The sequence below is a fragment of the Ensifer sp. ENS03 genome (assembly GCF_014852035.1).
Lineage (GTDB): Bacteria > Pseudomonadota > Alphaproteobacteria > Rhizobiales > Rhizobiaceae > Ensifer > Ensifer adhaerens.
In genome coordinates this window covers 1,331,433-1,347,442 of record NZ_JACVAV010000001.1, presented here as the reverse complement: position 1 = coordinate 1,347,442, position 16,010 = coordinate 1,331,433, and the positions used below count along the sequence as shown (strand labels likewise).

13 protein-coding genes and 3 tRNA genes are annotated in these 16,010 nt (G+C 63.2%); 1 reads left to right on the top strand and 15 read right to left on the bottom strand.

Annotated elements, in window-relative coordinates:
• Window positions 1-64: 64 nt before the first annotated feature.
• The 12 genes from nuoH to IB263_RS06540 all read right to left on the bottom strand — a co-directional run bounded on the left by nuoH (window position 65) and on the right by IB263_RS06540 (window position 10,033).
• Complete coding sequence (gene nuoH / locus IB263_RS06595) at window positions 65-1,108, bottom strand: NADH-quinone oxidoreductase subunit NuoH (protein WP_034803570.1); 1,044 nt, start codon at window positions 1,106-1,108, stop codon at window positions 65-67.
• Between the two features lie 20 nt (window positions 1,109-1,128).
• Window positions 1,129-3,210: an NADH-quinone oxidoreductase subunit NuoG gene (nuoG, locus tag IB263_RS06590; protein WP_192437990.1), complete on the bottom strand. Its 2,082-nt coding sequence runs from the start codon at window positions 3,208-3,210 to the stop codon at window positions 1,129-1,131.
• 109 nt (window positions 3,211-3,319) lie between these two features.
• Window positions 3,320-3,970 carry an NADH:ubiquinone oxidoreductase gene (locus tag IB263_RS06585; RefSeq protein WP_192437988.1) on the bottom strand — a complete coding sequence of 217 codons (651 nt, stop codon included), beginning with the start codon at window positions 3,968-3,970 and terminating at the stop codon, window positions 3,320-3,322.
• A 7-nt stretch (window positions 3,971-3,977) separates the two neighbouring features.
• Window positions 3,978-5,282 (bottom strand): NADH-quinone oxidoreductase subunit NuoF, encoded by a 1,305-nt coding sequence (gene nuoF, locus IB263_RS06580; RefSeq protein WP_134887009.1) that lies wholly within the window; start codon window positions 5,280-5,282, stop codon window positions 3,978-3,980.
• An 11-nt stretch (window positions 5,283-5,293) separates the two neighbouring features.
• Entirely contained in the window at window positions 5,294-6,424 is a 1,131-nt protein-coding gene (locus tag IB263_RS06575; RefSeq protein ID WP_113293512.1) for an NADH-quinone oxidoreductase subunit E, read from the bottom strand.
• 16 nt (window positions 6,425-6,440) lie between these two features.
• Complete coding sequence (locus IB263_RS06570; protein ID WP_034803583.1) at window positions 6,441-6,698, bottom strand: hypothetical protein; 258 nt, start codon at window positions 6,696-6,698, stop codon at window positions 6,441-6,443.
• Window positions 6,698-7,888 (bottom strand): NADH-quinone oxidoreductase subunit D, encoded by a 1,191-nt coding sequence (locus IB263_RS06565; protein WP_060522193.1) that lies wholly within the window; start codon window positions 7,886-7,888, stop codon window positions 6,698-6,700. The genes IB263_RS06570 and IB263_RS06565 overlap by 1 nt, the downstream gene beginning before the upstream one ends.
• Before the next feature lie 57 nt (window positions 7,889-7,945).
• The gene (locus tag IB263_RS06560) at window positions 7,946-8,551 is read right to left on the bottom strand and encodes an NADH-quinone oxidoreductase subunit C (RefSeq protein WP_034803588.1); all 606 of its coding nucleotides are present in this window, start codon (window positions 8,549-8,551) and stop codon (window positions 7,946-7,948) included.
• 18 nt (window positions 8,552-8,569) lie between these two features.
• Window positions 8,570-9,148, bottom strand: coding sequence for an NADH-quinone oxidoreductase subunit B family protein (locus IB263_RS06555; RefSeq protein WP_034803591.1), 579 nt, complete (start codon window positions 9,146-9,148; stop codon window positions 8,570-8,572).
• Window positions 9,139-9,504 carry an NADH-quinone oxidoreductase subunit A gene (locus IB263_RS06550; RefSeq protein WP_034803593.1) on the bottom strand — a complete coding sequence of 122 codons (366 nt, stop codon included), beginning with the start codon at window positions 9,502-9,504 and terminating at the stop codon, window positions 9,139-9,141. Before IB263_RS06550 ends, IB263_RS06555 begins: the two co-directional genes overlap by 10 nt.
• Window positions 9,505-9,803: 299 nt before the next feature.
• Window positions 9,804-9,880: transfer RNA gene (locus IB263_RS06545), tRNA-Asp, on the bottom strand.
• A gap of 76 nt (window positions 9,881-9,956) precedes the next feature.
• Window positions 9,957-10,033 (bottom strand) — tRNA-Asp (locus IB263_RS06540).
• A 458-nt stretch (window positions 10,034-10,491) separates the two neighbouring features.
• Here IB263_RS06540 and IB263_RS06535 point away from each other — a divergent pair.
• Window positions 10,492-10,567 (top strand) — tRNA-Val (locus tag IB263_RS06535).
• 211 nt (window positions 10,568-10,778) lie between these two features.
• Here IB263_RS06535 and IB263_RS06530 read toward each other — a convergent pair.
• The 3 genes from IB263_RS06530 to IB263_RS06520 form a co-directional block, all read right to left on the bottom strand.
• Window positions 10,779-11,177 carry a cupin domain-containing protein gene (locus IB263_RS06530; protein WP_034803594.1) on the bottom strand — a complete coding sequence of 133 codons (399 nt, stop codon included), beginning with the start codon at window positions 11,175-11,177 and terminating at the stop codon, window positions 10,779-10,781.
• Window positions 11,178-11,264: 87 nt separating this feature from the next.
• On the bottom strand, window positions 11,265-14,720 hold the full coding sequence (locus tag IB263_RS06525; RefSeq protein WP_192437986.1) for an AAA family ATPase: 3,456 nt from the start codon (window positions 14,718-14,720) through the stop codon (window positions 11,265-11,267).
• Window positions 14,720-16,000 (bottom strand): exonuclease SbcCD subunit D, encoded by a 1,281-nt coding sequence (locus tag IB263_RS06520; RefSeq protein WP_090294527.1) that lies wholly within the window; start codon window positions 15,998-16,000, stop codon window positions 14,720-14,722. Before IB263_RS06520 ends, IB263_RS06525 begins: the two co-directional genes overlap by 1 nt.
• Between the last annotated feature and the right edge of the window lie 10 nt (window positions 16,001-16,010).

Below are 16,010 nucleotides of genomic sequence, written 5' to 3'. Positions count from 1 at the left end.
CATTTACCTCCAGAGTTGCCGGCCTGGGAGCGACCGGCGGTATGCTGCCAAACGTGAGCCATCGTCATGCGGCTCCCGTCAGCTTGAGAACGAACGCAGTGATCACGACCATTGCGAGAGAGATCGGCAGGAAGACCTTCCAGCCAAGACGCATCAGCTGGTCGTAGCGGTAACGCGGCACGAAAGCCTTCACCATCGCGAACATGAAGAACACGAAGGATGCCTTCAGCACGAACCAGATGATGCCGGGTACCCAGTTGAGGAACCAGACGTCCACCGGAGGCAGCCAGCCACCGAGGAACAGGATCGTCGTCAGCGCGCACATCAGGCAGATGGCGGCATATTCGCCGAGCATGAACATCATGTAAGGCGTGGAGCCGTACTCGACCATGAAGCCGGCGACGAGTTCGGATTCCGCTTCGGGAAGGTCGAAAGGCGGGCGGTTCGTTTCGGCCAGCGCCGAAATGAAGAACACGATGAACATCGGGAACAGCGCCAGCCAATGCCAGTCGAGGAACGACGCCGGCAGGCCGAGGTTGGTGCCGATGCCGCTCGACTGCGCGTTGACGATGTCCGTCAGGTTCAGCGAGCCGACGCAGAGCAGGACGGTGACGATAACGAAGCCGATCGAGACTTCGTAGGAGACCATCTGTGCTGCGGAGCGAAGCGCGCCGAGGAAGGGATATTTGGAGTTCGACGCCCAGCCGCCCATGATGATGCCATAAACTTCAAGAGAAGATATGGCGAACACGAAGAGGATGCCGACGTTGATGTTCGCGATCACCCAGCCGGCGTTGAGCGGGATCACGGCCCAAGCGGCGAGCGCCAGCGTCACGGAGACGAGCGGGGCGAGCAGGAAGATCGCCTTGTTGGCGCCGGCCGGGATAACCGGCTCCTTGAAGACGAACTTCAAAAGGTCGGCGAAGGACTGGAAAAGTCCCCAGGGGCCCACCACATTCGGACCACGGCGGAGCTGAACTGCAGCCCAGATCTTACGGTCTGCAAGCAGGATGTAGGCGATGAAAAGCAGCAGCGCGACCAGGAGCAGCAGCGACTGGGCGACCATGATGATCGCGGGCCAGACATAGGTCGAAACGAAAGCGTCCATGATACTCTATTCCCTCGCGCTCATTCCGCCGCAGCTTTGAAATTGTTGCGTGCCAAAGCCGAGCATTCGGCCATGACGGCGGATGCGCGCGCTATCGGGTTCGTCAAATAGAAGTCTTTGACCGGAGACGCAAACACGGATTTGCCCATCTCACCTGCTTTTTGACCAAGTGCGGCAATTTCGTCGCCGTTGCCGCTCGCGATCGCGTCGATATCGGCGAAATGCGGGTGGGCCGCATAGAGCTTCGAGCGCAATTCGCCAAGCGAATCAAAGGGCAGCTTCTTGCCGAGCACGTCGGAGAGCGCGCGGATGATCGCCCAGTCCTCGCGTGCGTCGCCCGGTGCGAAGCCGGCGCGGTTGCCGACCTGAACGCGGCCTTCGGTGTTGACCCAGGTGCCGGACTTTTCGGTGTAGGTCGCGCCCGGCAGGATGACGTCGGCGGCATGTGCGCCGTTGTCGCCGTGCGAGCCGATATAAACCGTGAAGCCGGACTTGCGTTCCGCAAGGTCGATCTCGTCAGCGCCGAGCAGGAAGAGAACTTCGGAGGCGGTGACCATCTCGGCCGCCGTCTTGCCGTTCGCGCCCGGAACGAAGCCGAGGTCGAGACCACCGACGCGGGAAGCGGCCGTGTGAAGAACGGCAAAACCGTTCCACTCGGCGGTAACCGCACCGACGGCGCCTGCGAGCTTGGCGGCGGCAGAAAGAACGGCAGCGCCGCCCTCCCCTGCAACAGCACCCTGGCCGATGAGGATCATCGGGCGCTGCGCCTTCCTCAAGGTCGCTGCAAACTTGCCCTTGCCCGAGACGAGCTCGGCGAGCGTTTCGGTGCCGGCGCCGAGATACTCGTATTCGTAACGCAGTTCGCCCGGCTCGCCGATCACGGCGATCGGGAAGTTGCCCATGCGGTAGCGCTTGCGGATGCGAGCGTTGAGAACCGACGCCTCAAAGCGCGGATTGGAGCCGATGATCAGCAGCGCGTCAGCGCTTTCGATGCCAGCAATCGTCGGGTTGAAGAGGTAGCTGGCGCGACCGAGCGACGGGTCGAGTGCGGCGCCATCCTGGCGGCAGTCGACACTCTCGGAGCCGAGCGCTGCGATCAGCTGCTTCAGCGCGTACATTTCTTCGACCGAAGCGAGGTCGCCGGCAATGGCGCCGATCTTGTCGCCGGAAGTCTGGGCGACAGCAGCCTTGACCGCCTGGAAGGCTTCGCCCCACGTTGCCGGCTGCAGACGGCCGTCCTTCTTGACGTATGGACGATCGAGGCGCTGCGTCTTCAGGCCATCCCAGATGAAGCGGCTCTTGTCGGAGATCCACTCTTCGTTGATGTCCTCGTTGACGCGCGGCATGATGCGCATGACTTCGCGGCCGCGGGTATCGACGCGGATCGCCGAACCGAGCGCGTCCATCACGTCGATGGATTCGGTCTTGTTCAGCTCCCACGGACGGGCGGTGAAGGCAAACGGCTTCGAGGTCAGCGCACCGACCGGGCAGAGGTCAACGACGTTGCCCTGCAGTTCGGAGGTCATCGCCTGCTCGAGATAGGTGGTGATCTCGGCGTCTTCGCCGCGGCCGATCAGGCCAAGTTCGGCAATGCCGGCAACTTCGGTCGTGAAGCGAACGCAGCGCGTGCAGTGAATGCAGCGGTTCATCACGGTCTTGACGAGCGGGCCGATATACTTGTCTTCGACGGCGCGCTTGTTTTCCTGGTAGCGCGAGCTGTCGATACCGAAGGCCATGGCCTGGTCCTGCAGGTCGCATTCGCCGCCCTGGTCACAGATCGGGCAGTCGAGCGGATGGTTGATCAGCAGGAATTCCATCACGCCTTCGCGCGCCTTCTTGACCATCGGCGTGGTCGTGAAGACTTCCGGCGCTTCGCCGTTCGGGCCCGGACGGAGGTCGCGCACGCCCATGGCGCAGGAAGCGGCGGGCTTGGGCGGCCCTCCCTTCACCTCGATCAGACACATGCGGCAGTTGCCGGCGACCGAAAGCCGCTCGTGGAAACAGAAGCGCGGAACTTCAGCCCCGGCCTCTTCGCACGCCTGAAGCAGCGTGAAATGATCCGGTACCTCGATCTCTTTTCCGTCGACTTTCAGCTTTGCCATCTTCGTACTCAATCCTGTCTTCCGTCCGTCGGCCCATCGGCGACGCACAATTCCAACACAGCCTTGCTGCTTGCGGGCGATGGCCGTCCCCGGTCCCCGCCCTGTTGTCTCAAGCGCCTTTCAGCGCCTTGGCCTGTCCAACCCAATCGTCCCGCTTGATCCGCCCGCCGAAACCGAGTTCGTCGTCGAAGCGGGCGACATCCGCCTCGCTCCAACCGGCGATGTCGGCAAAGCCGCTGATGCCCTTCGCGTTCAGCACCTGCTCGAGCTTCGGGCCGATGCCGGAGATCCGCTTGAGGTCGTCGGCGGCTTTCGCCTTGGCGCGCGTCGCGCGAACCTTGACCACCTTTTGAGTGGCAACCTTCTCGACCACCGGCTTTGCGGCTGCGCGCTTGGCAGGCGCGGACGGCTTGGCGACCGGTTCCGGCTTTGCGTCGGCCTGCACCGTCTTTGCGACAACGGCAGTCGTCGTGTCAGACGCTGCGGGCTCTGTCCGCTTCTGCGCCGCCTCGACGGCCCCTTGCATCGCGCCGATCATGGCGCCTGCAATCTGGGTCGTGAGACCGAAGCCGATCGCGGTCGCTGCCGCAACCGCGGCTGCCGGGTGAACCATCAGCGGATGCAGCGGCACCTGTGAAAGGCCCTTCATCCATTCGCCCATGCCGAACGGGTCGGCCGGATCGCCGCCAAGCGGACGTGCGAACGGAATGCCTGCTTCGGCCTGTCCCTTCATCTGTCCCTCTTCGCGTGCGCCGGCCATCGTCGGGTTACTCCGCCGCTTCCAGAACCGCGCCATCCGACGACGCATTGCGCGTATATTCGTCGATGCGCTTTTCCATTTCCGGACGGAAATGCTTGATCAGACCCTGGATCGGCCAGGCAGCTGCGTCGCCAAGGGCGCAGATCGTGTGGCCTTCCACCTGCTTGGTGACGTCGAACAGCATGTCGATTTCGCGCTTCTGGGCGCGGCCCTGAACCATGCGTTCCATGACGCGCATCATCCAGCCGGTGCCTTCGCGGCACGGCGTGCACTGACCGCAGCTCTCGTGCTTGTAGAAGGCCGAGAGACGCCAGATCGCCTTGATGATGTCGGTCGACCTGTCCATCACGATGACGGCGGCGGTTCCAAGACTGGAACCGACCTCGCGCAGACCGTCGAAATCCATGATCGCGTCCTTCATCTGCGCGCCGGGCACGCAAGGAACGGACGAACCGCCGGGAATGACGGCGAGCAGGTTGTCCCAGCCGCCGCGAATGCCGCCACAGTGCTTTTCGATCAGCTCATGGAACGGGATCGACATCGCGTCTTCGACCGTGCACGGGCGGTTGACGTGACCGGAGACCGAATAGAGCTTGGTGCCGTGGTTGTTCGGGCGACCGAAACTCGTGTACCAGCCGGCGCCGCGGCGCAGGATCGTCGGGGTTACCGCGATCGACTCGACGTTGTTGACGGTCGTCGGGCAGCCGTAGAGGCCCATGTTGGCCGGGAACGGCGGCTTCAGGCGCGGCTGGCCCTTCTTGCCTTCAAGGCTTTCGAGCAGCGCCGTCTCTTCGCCACAGATGTAGGCGCCGGCACCATGGTGCACGTAGATGTCGATGTCGTAGCCGAGTTTGTTGTTCTTGCCGAGCAGGCCATAGGCGTAGCACTCGTCGATCGCCGCCTGCAGCGCCTCGCGCTCGCGGACGAATTCGCCGCGGACGTAGATGTAGGCGACATGGGCACCCATGGCGAAGCTGGCGACGACGCAGCCTTCGATCAGCGTATGCGGATCGTGACGCATGATGTCACGGTCCTTGCAGGTGCCGGGCTCGGACTCGTCGGCATTGACGACGAGGTAATGCGGACGGCCGTCGCTTTCCTTCGGCATGAAGGACCACTTGAGGCCCGTCGGGAAGCCGGCGCCGCCACGACCGCGAAGGCCGGAAGCCTTCACTTCGTTGACGATCCAGTCACGGCCCTTTTCGAGCAGCTGCTTGGTGCCGTCCCAGTGGCCGCGTGCCATGGCGCCCTTCAGGGACTTGTCCTTGAGGCCGTAGATATTGGTAAAGATGCGGTCTTCATCTCTGAGCATAATTCACCTCTTTACCGCGGCTTCTTGCCGAAGACCTTGATGTATTCGGCTTCGCCGCCCTTGGCGAGCGCCTTGGCCTGCTTGACCCAGTCGTCGCGTTCGATGCGGCCCTTGAAATTCAGGTATCCGTCGACCCACTCGCGCTCCGCCTTCTTCCACGAAGCAACTTGCGCGTAGGTGTAGATGCCCAGTTCGTTGAGCGTACCCTCGATCTTCGGACCGACGCCCGAGATCAGCTTGAGATCGTCAGTCGCTGCCGGCTTCTCGATGCCGGCCGGACGGTTCTTGTCCTCCAGCGACGGCTTGCCGGAGACGGCAGCAGCCTTGGCCGGCTTCGACTTGTCGACAGTGTCGCCTTCCACCTTGGCGTTGGCAGCGGCTTCCGCCTTTGCCGTCGCCGGGGTCTTCAGCGATGCGTCGGTCACGGCCGACGCGGTCTTGGCGCGGCCGGCATTCGACGGCGGCACGGAGACGGCCGGAGCATCGCTCACCTTCTTGGCGGCGCTGGCCGCAGCCTTGGCCGGAGCCGCATCCGCAAGCATGAGGGTCGTCGGGCCGCCTTCCGGAGCCGAATAGATGCGATCGATCTGCGGACCGGGGGTGACTTCAGCACCCTTGCCTGCTTCGAAACGGTCGATGATCTGCTCGAGCTGCTCGGGCGTCAGGTCTTCGAAGGTGTCCTTGAAGATCATGACCATCGGCGCGTTGACGCAGGCGCCCTGACATTCGACTTCTTCCCAGGAAAGCGTGCCACTCTCGTTCAGGGTGAAGGGATCATGGGCAATCTTGCTCTTGCAAACCTTGATCAGGTCTTCGGCACCACGCAGCATGCAGGGCGTCGTACCGCAAACCTGGATGTGGGCGCGCGTGCCGACCGGCTTCAACTGGAACTGGGTGTAGAAGGTCGCAACTTCGAGCGCGCGGATGTACGGCATGCCGAGCATGTCCGCGATCGACTCGATGGCGGCCTTCGTGACCCAGCCGTCCTGGTCCTGAGCGCGCATCAACAACGGGATGACGGCAGACTGCTCACGACCCTTGGGGTACTTATTGATCGTTTCCTTCGCCCAGGCGGCGTTCTCCTTGCTGAAGGCAAAGCTCGCTGGCTGGACGGTGTCTTCGGCTAGTCGACGAACGGACATTCTAGTGGACACCTTATCAGTTAATCGAACCGCACCGCGATTTCGTCACCGAGACGAACTCACAGGCATAGGCTGACTGGTCTTTCTGCAAAAATACGATGTAGCGCGTGCCATTGGCGACCGCGGCCTTGATCTCGTAGCCCTTGGCAACGAGATCGGCCATCGAGCCCCCGCGCATGCCGCCCGACGTCGCGCCGCTTTCGACCTGCTCCTGCGCAGAAACGGTCGATGCAAGCGCGAGAAGAGCGAGCGTGGCCAGGGGCGCGAGACGCATCAGCGGTCCACCTCACCGAACACGATATCGAGGGAGCCCAGCACGGCCGAAACGTCGGCAAGCTGGTGTCCCCGACAGAGGAAATCCATCGCCTGCAGATGCGCATAACCTGGGGCACGGATCTTGCAGCGATAGGGCTTGTTGGTGCCGTCGGAGACGAGATAGACGCCGAATTCGCCCTTCGGCGCTTCGACGGCGGCGTAAACTTCGCCGGCCGGCACGTGGTAGCCTTCGGTATAGAGCTTGAAGTGGTGGATGAGCGCTTCCATCGAACGCTTCATCTCGCCGCGCTTCGGCGGAACGATCTTGCCGTCGAGCGACGAAACCGGACCGACCTTGGCATCGCCGAGCAGACGATCGACGCACTGGCGCATGATGCGAGCCGACTGGCGCATTTCGATCATACGGATCAGATAACGGTCGAAGCAGTCGCCGTTCTTGCCGATCGGGATATCGAACTCGAGATCCGAATAGCACTCGTAGGGCTGCGAACGACGCAGGTCCCAGGCAGCGCCCGAGCCACGCACCATCACGCCCGAGAAGCCCCAGGCCCAGGCATCGTCGAGCTTGACGACGCCGATGTCGACGTTGCGCTGCTTGAAGATGCGGTTGCCGGTCAAGAGTTCGTCGATGTCGTCGACGGTCTTCAGGAACGGATCGATCCACTTGCCGATGTCTTCGACGAGTTCGTGCGGCAGGTCCTGATGGACGCCGCCCGGACGGAAGTAGGCCGAGTGCATGCGCGCGCCGCAGGCACGCTCGTAGAACACCATCAGCTTTTCGCGCTCTTCAAAGCCCCAGAGCGGCGGCGTCAGCGCGCCGACGTCCATGGCCTGAGTCGTGACGTTCAGAAGATGCGAGAGGATGCGGCCGATTTCCGAATAGAGGACGCGGATGAGCTGGCCGCGGATCGGAACTTCGGTCGCCGTCAGCTTCTCGATCGCCAGCGCGTAGGCATGCTCCTGGTTCATCGGCGCCACGTAGTCGAGGCGGTCGAAATAGGGCACGGCCTGCAGGTAGGTCTTGGTCTCGATCAGCTTTTCGGTACCGCGATGCAGCAGGCCGATATGCGGATCGACGCGCTCGACGATTTCGCCATCAAGCTCGAGCACCAGACGAAGAACGCCGTGCGCCGCCGGATGCTGCGGACCAAAGTTGATGTTGAAGTTGCGGACGTTATGTTCGGTCATACCGATTGCTCCAGGTCGGACGGCAGCCGTTCACCGGCTACCGCGGACCACTTAGTCTCACCGTGCTTTCGCCTTCTCGTCGCCGGGCAGCACGTAGTCCGTGCCTTCCCAGGGAGAGAGGAAGTCGAAGTTGCGGAATTCCTGCTTCAGTTCGACGGGTTCGTAGACGACGCGCTTTGCTTCGTCATCGTAACGCACCTCGACAAAACCGGTGACCGGGAAGTCCTTGCGCAGCGGATGTCCTTCGAAACCGTAGTCCGTCAGGATGCGACGCAGGTCAGGATGGCCGGTAAACAGGATGCCGTACATATCGTAGGCTTCGCGCTCGAACCAGTCGGCACCGGGATAGACCGGCGTTGCCGACGGAACCGGCTCGTTCTCGCCGGTTGCGACCTTGACGCGCACGCGCAGGTTCTGGCGCGGCGACAAGAGATGATAGACAACGTCGAAACGGTCCGGCCGCTGCGGCCAGTCGACGCCGCAGACATCGACGAAATTGACGAAGGCGCACTGCACATCGTCACGAAGGAACGTAAGCAGCGCGATCAGGTTCGCCGACGTCGTCGTCAGCGTCAGCTCGCCATAGGCCAGCGATGCGTCGGAGATCAGCGCACCGCGCGTTTCGCGCAGGTAGGACGCAAGCTCATTCAGGGCTTCACTCATATCAAAGACCCCCTGCCCTTAGCGCTCGATCGTGCCGGTCCGGCGGATCTTCTTCTGCAGCAGGAGCACGCCGTAAAGCAGCGCTTCTGCCGTGGGAGGACAGCCTGGCACGTAGATGTCGACGGGAACGACGCGGTCGCAACCGCGAACAACCGAATAGGAATAGTGGTAGTAGCCGCCGCCATTGGCGCACGAACCCATCGAGATGACGTAACGCGGCTCCGGCATCTGGTCATAGACCTTGCGGAGCGCAGGCGCCATCTTGTTGGTCAGCGTGCCGGCGACGATCATGACGTCGGACTGGCGCGGCGAGGCGCGCGGCGCAAAACCGAAGCGTTCGGCGTCGTAGCGCGGCATCGACATCTGCATCATTTCGACCGCGCAGCAGGCGAGACCGAAGGTCATCCACATCAGCGAACCGGTACGGGCCCAATTGATGAGCTCGTCGGTCGAGGTGACCAGAAAACCCTTGTCGGCGAGCTCATTGTTGATCTCGCCGAAGAATGCATCATTGCTGCCAATCGGCTTGCCGGTGGAGGGATCGATGATCCCTTTCGGCTTGGGCGCAACGAGCGTGGTGCCGGAGGTCAGTTCCATTCCAGCGCTCCCTTCTTCCATTCATAGATAAAGCCGATCGTCAGCACTCCGAGGAAGACCATCATTGACCAGAAGCCGAACCAGCCCAATTCATGGAACGAAACCGCCCAAGGAAAGAGGAAGGCAACTTCGAGGTCGAAGATGATGAAGAGGATCGACACGAGATAGAAGCGGATGTCGAACTTCATGCGGGCGTCATCGAACGCATTGAAGCCGCACTCGTAGGCCGACAGCTTTTCCGAATCAGGAGCCTTGAAGGCGACGGCGAAGGGAGCAATCAGAAGCGCCACACCGATCACCAATGCGATTCCAATGAAAATCGCGATCGGAACGTAGGAACCGAGAAGTTCAGTCATTGTTATCCGTCCCTGCCTGCGGGAGGGCGCATGGGAGAGCGCCAGAACAACAAATCTCGCAGGCCGAAAAATATGTTGCAACGCCGGAGTGGTTAGCGCAGCCCGCGCCGTCGCGCAAGCCTTGAGGGGCCATTTAAACCGCTTCGCAACACAGGATCGGACGGGTGATACCGACAAAGCGCGGATTCGCAGGCCGACGCGAACTTTACGGTAAAACAAAGCGAGACGAGACAGATTGCCGCAGCGCACAATCCGGCCCTAGGGCCGGCGCAATTCACAGGAAGGACGGAGAGAAGAAATGGCGCGAGTGACGGGGCTCGAACCCGCGACCTCCGGCGTGACAGGCCGGCACTCTAACCGACTGAGCTACACCCGCGCATGATGACCGCGAACGATCATTAGTATCACCATCGGCCCTCGTTGAGAACGCCTAGGCAAATCCAGATCAAGAATGGCGCGAGTGACGGGGCTCGAACCCGCGACCTCCGGCGTGACAGGCCGGCACTCTAACCGACTGAGCTACACCCGCATCATCTTGACTTGGTTGAGGCGTTTCCGCCCCGCATCGAGCAGCAGCGCCGTTCGATGAGCGGCTAACTAAGCGGTTCGGATTGGGGTGTCAAGCGTGTTTGAAGACAAATCCGTGACGGAGTGAAAATTGATCCACAGGGCGATAAAAGGATCGAAATCGGAATGGACCAATAGCGCCTGCCGCCACCGGCCCGCCGTCACCTATCCCAACACGCACTCGTCGATGCGCGTACACGGAGGCTGATTCCGGATTGCCTCCCCTCCCTCCCCCGTTCGCCGTTACCCAGGCGCCGTCCGCGCATTTTGTCCACAAGCACGAAGCCCGCAGTTTCAGGGTGTCGCGCAAGCGCCAACAAAAAAAATCATAAAAACGATACAAATGCTCTTGCGGTTTTTTTCGGTTACGCCTAGATCACGGCCACCGACGCGGCGGACTGATCCGGTCCAAACGCGGAAGGGCGATTAGCTCAGTTGGTAGAGCGCCTCGTTTACACCGAGGATGTCGGGAGTTCGAGTCTCTCATCGCCCACCATTTTCTCCCACAGAAAATAATCACCAAATCTGCTCAAATTGCTGTTCGCGTTTGCGATAGGCCTGCCGCTTCGAATTGCTTTGGCTTTAGAGCTCAGCCGTCAACAGTCGGGAATCAGGGATTCGACGGCCTCGATCGCGATACCCGCACCGTCAGCCTCGCCGGAGCAGCAAACCCGCCAAATCCCAACGTATCGATAGGCCCACCGGCGCTACCCGCCGCGATACTGCTCGTCGCTGACATGCTCCAGCCAATCCACAGCCTTGCCGTCGAGCGCTTCCTGAATCGCAAGATGCACCATGGCCGTATCGGGTGCTGCACCGTGCCAGTGCTTTTCGCCCGGCGGGAACCAGACGACATCGCCCATACGAATCTCTTGCACAGGGCCACCCCAGCTTTGCACGAGACCACGGCCGGCGGTGACAACCAGGGTCTGGCCGAGCGGGTGCGTATGCCAGGCCGTCCGAGCGCCGGGTTCGAAGGTGACGCTGACAGCGCGGACGCGCGCCGGGTCTGCGGCCTCGATCACCGGGTCCTGGCGTACCGTGCCGGTGAAGTATTCCGCCGGGGCGCGCATCGAAGGTCTCGATCCACCGGGTATGATGTCCATATCTCGTTCCTCCGATTTTCGTGTGTGGCGCTCGTCGTCAGCGAAAGTGCGCTACGGCGGACAGGCCCGGCCTCGCCCGCGAGCCTATCATAACCTGTGGATTGTCACAGTCGGACAGGCCTCACGGGCGATCTCGCAAAGATGCTCGTGGTGCGTCAGATAGATCACCTGGCCGACGCGGGCCATTTCGGCCATCTGCTCGAAGGCGCGGCCGGCGCGTCCGTCGTCGAAGGTCTCCATGATGTCGTCGGCAATGAAGGGCAGCGATTCGCGCGCGGCTGCGATTTCGTGATAGCCGGCGATTCTGAGCGCCAGGTAGAGCTGAAAGCGCGTGCCCTTGGAGAGATCCTTGGCAAGCTTCGACCCGCCGGCCGTCGCATTGGCGATCAGGAACTCCTGTCCCCGGTCGGACTGCGCCGACAGCCCGGAATATTCTCCGCCGCTGATCCGGCTGAAGGTCTCCGACGCGCGCCGCATCATTGCGCTGCGATGCCGCTCGCGGAAAAGCCGGAGCGCGGTCTCGGCGGCGATGACGCCGGCGCGAAGCCGCAGATAGGCAAGCGCCTTGTTTTCGATGTCGAGCAGCAACGTCCGCCGCTTCTGTTCGAGTTCTGCGACCGTGTCGCCGCCTTCGACAGCCGCGAGCGCCTTTTCTCTTTCCCGCATCTCCGTATGCAGTTCACTGACGTCGCGGTCGCTTTGTTCGAGTGCGGCATCCAGCCGTGCCAGTTCCAGCCGCACCGCCGTGTCATCGAGTTCCGCGAGCAAAGCCTCCGCCTGCCTGCTCTCGGCGACATCAAGGCGGGAGGCAAGATCCGCCTCCGATTCGGCGATGCGTTCACGCAGGCGCTGCTGTTCCCGGCCGGCCTCGAATAGCTGCGCGGCCTCATCGAGCGTTTCGCAGTCGAAGAATTCAAGCACCTGCCGCCTGCGCGCCACATGGAGCTCCCGCTCCGCACAGGCGGCACGCCGCTCTTCCTCCAGGCGGGCGATTTCGGCGAGGAGGGTTGCGCGGCGATCCGAAAGCCGCTGCGCCTCGGCGGCGCGCGTCTTCAACGTCATGTAGGTCGTCAGTGTGTCATCAGCGGCCGTCCCGCGGGCAAGCTCGGCAATGGCACGGTCGAATTCAACCTGGTCCTTGCGCATGCCGGCGATGCGATATTCGAGGTCGGCCTTGCGCTGCGTCAGCTTATCGAGCTCCTGCAGGATCGCCAGCATCGGACCGGTCTGCTCTGGCGTCAGCGGTTCGCTCCGTGCGGCCAGCCAGCTTTTGGCAAGAAGTTCCGACCATTGTTCTTGCCACGCGTCCATCGCGTCTTCAGCCAGATCGAGCGCCGACTGCCGGCTTTCCAGAAGCGTTCGCGCCCGCTTTGCCGCCTCACGGGCTGCGTTGCGGGCGCCGTCCAGCGCACGCGCCTGCGACACCGCCTGCTCGGCGGCAAGGAGAAGGTTGTCGAGCCGCTCCGGCAGGCGTCCGTCGATATCTATGGCCGCAAGCTCCTCGCGCAAGCCGGCAATCGCTTCGGCCTCCTCGGAATGGGCGCGATCGAAATCCTGGCGCGCCGCGCGCAAATGCGCGCGCAGGTCCAGCGCCGCAAGCCGTGTGGTCAGCCAAGCCTCCAGCTGCGTCAGACGCATCACGCTAGGTAAGCCGCAGGCCAAGACGGCTGTTGCCAAAACCTGCGCTTGCGTCGCCGCGTCGGCCAGAGATTGCTTCTCCTGCTGACGCAGCGTCGCGATGCGGGCACACCGCTCGGCGATCGACAGCGACAAGCCGCGCATGTCGGCAAGCTGCGCCGTGTCCGCAAGGCGTCGCGCGGAAACCTCATCGTCTTCGCTCATCGCCTGCTCGAAGGCAGTGGCCGTTTCCAGAGCAAGCTCCGCCTTGTGCTGGCGCCACGCTTCATTGCGGCGCTGACGCAGTGCTGAGGCCGAGAAATCGTCCATCGTGCCGCCAACGGCGGACAGCCCGGCCAGCCGCGCCTCGTCCCCCGCCAGCAACTCCTGCTCGGCGGCGATGCGGTCGACAACTCGCAAATGCCGCTCCTCCTGACTGGCAGCTGCCCTGCGCCAGGTCTCCAGCGTTGCCGGCGACGGGGCGTCGAGCGCGAGCAGGTCATCGCCCGTTCCGGCAAAGGGCCTCAGCTGCACAAGCTTGTCGGCGAGTTCCGCATCCAACCGGTCGATGGCCTGTTGCGCCGCCTGCTTGCGCAGGACGCAGTCGCTGCGCCGCAACAGCGACAGCTTTTCGGCAAGCCCGGAGACGTCCGCTGCCCCCTGCTCTTCGAGCCGTAGCAAATCGCCTTCAGCGTCCCGATCCGATTCGACGGCGCTCTGCAGCTCCAGGCGAGCCGAAGCGACACGTTCGACGAGGGCCGAGTGCCGGCGCGCCAAATCCTGAAGCTGCGCGCCGGTCCCGGCCGCAAGTAAAAGCGACGCGGGATCGCGGTCAGCCGGTTCGCCGAGCCGCAACAGGCAGCCAAGAATTTCTGCCCCGGTCCGCGCCAGATCCTCCAATCGAGACGGCATGTCGCGCGCCGCGGTGACATAACGCGCATCAAGCGCGGTTTCCTGAAGCGCGGTCAGGCGCTCGATCAGGCAGAGGCCTTCCTTGTCGAGCGGCATTTCCTCGAGCGCATCGCGGCGATGCTGCATCTCGCTGTCGATCTGTCGTAGCCTGATCTCCGTCTCCGCCTCCTGGCGCCGAAGCGCCGGCAGTTCACTCGCCCACTCCGCTGGCGGGACCGGCAGCGGCGGAGCGCCCGCCAGTTCCGCACGGAGGGCGCGCAGCCTGCCGAAATGGGGCAACGCTTCGACCTCGACTTTCAGGCGGGCCCGCGCCAGCCGCAACTCGGCTCGACGCGTGATCGCTTCGTCGTGGCGTTCACGCGCCTGCGTCAGCGTCTTGCGCAGCGCCGCATATTCGCGTGCATTGATATCGAGCGCATTGCGTTCGACCCTCAGGGCCTCAAGCTCGCCTTTCAGTTCCGCAAGCTGATGCTTGCGCGCCTGTGGCCGGTAGAAGCCGTCGGCCTGCCCGCGCAGGGCCGCAAGGATCGCCGTGCTGTCCGGCAGGCCCGAGCTCGCCGAAAACAGCAGTGACCCGAGTTCGCCCTCGCTTTTCAGGATCGCCTCGCCGCCCTTCTCGATGCTCTCGTCGTCCAGCGAGAACATCATCTGGTAGGTGTCGCGATCGATCGCGCCGAGCGCTCCGGAAAACGTGTTGTCGGGCAAGGGCTGGTCGTCGAGGCCGACCAGTGAATTCGTCTTTCTCTTGATGCGGAAGACCCGATCGAAGCGGCCGGCCGCTTCGATCGTGCCGCCCACGCGCATCGTCTGGTAAGGGTGCAGGAAGCCGTAGGGGCTCGAATGCTCGATGCCGAAGAGTAGGTCGAGAAAACCGGAAAACAGAGTCGATTTTCCAGCCTCGTTCGGGCCGTAGACGATGTGGAGGTCGGGAGTGCCGGGCACGCCATCGCCGAAGTCAAGGCGACGATCGGTAAACTTGCCGTAGCGGACGAGATCGAGCGCGCTGATCCGCATCAGTGGCCACCCTCGCCGGCGCCACCGCCATGAAGATGGGCGAGCACCTCGGCGGTTCCCGACACACCGGCTTCAAACGCCAGCCGCGCGACCGCCTCTTCGTCCGGCGCCAGCGATTGGCGAAGCTCGGGCGGAAGCTGTTGCAGGACGTCTTCCACGGCCGCCAGCACGTCCTGGCGAAACCCGTGCGCCGGCAAGACGTCCGCTTCGACGAGCGCCGCCAGCTCTTCGACGGGATCGAGCATGGCGCCCGGTTTTTCGGTCCGGGCGTTGCCGCAGGTGAGTTCGACCTTCTCGATCCAGCAGCCGGCGATGCCGGCGGCAATGTTGTCGATCTCCGCCCGCAACAGGTCCGCGTCACGGCGAAGGCGCCAGGCCAAGGGCGTCGCGCCGGCGAGCGTCAGACGCAGGATGACGTTCTCTGCCGCCGCTTCACCACAGGTGCGCGAAAGCGCCTGCCTGACGGCATCGAGCATGTCGCGCCATTCCGTGATGCCCGTCAGATCGACACGAAGGCGTTCGAAGCTGGCGATGCCGATCGCCCGCTCGGCAAGACTGACATGGCCGTCGTCGTCGACCGTGACGAACGACACGCTCTTCACGCCGACTTCATTGATGTCGCGACCCTGCGGCATACCCGGCATGACGATGAAGGGCTCCGCCGCATGGACCTGCCGCTGGTGGATGTGGCCGAGTGCCCAGTAATCGAAGCCATGGGCAACGAGATCGGCGACGCTGCAGGGGGCATAGAGATCGTGACCCGCGGCACCTGCGAGGCTCGTGTGCAGCATGCCGATGTTCACCGCGCCGGGCACCGGCGGCTGGAAGGCCGGAAGCAGGCTTTCGGGCGCATGCGGGCTGGCGAAGCTTACGCCGTGCACATAGACGTCGCGACCGCTTGCCAGCGTCTTGGCGACCACCGCCTTTGCCCTGCCCTTGAAGACGTGGGCGGATGGCGGCAGGGTCAGTTCATTGGTGACCTGCGACTGGGCGTCGTGGTTGCCGCGGATGATGAAGACGCGGATGCCGTGTTCATCCAGCCGGCGCAGTTCCCGCCCGAGAAACAGGGCCGTGTTCATCGACGTCTGGCTGCCGTCATATAGATCGCCGGCAATCAGCAGGGCATCGGCCTCTTCGGCGATGCAGAGATCGACGATCTTGACCATAGCCTGCCGCGACGCCCCGCGCACGATCTCTGCGAGGTCGGCATTTCTAAGGGCGAGGCTGCGGAGAGGCGAATCGAGATGCAGGTCTGCGGTATGGACGAAACGGAAGGGCATGGCCGACCAT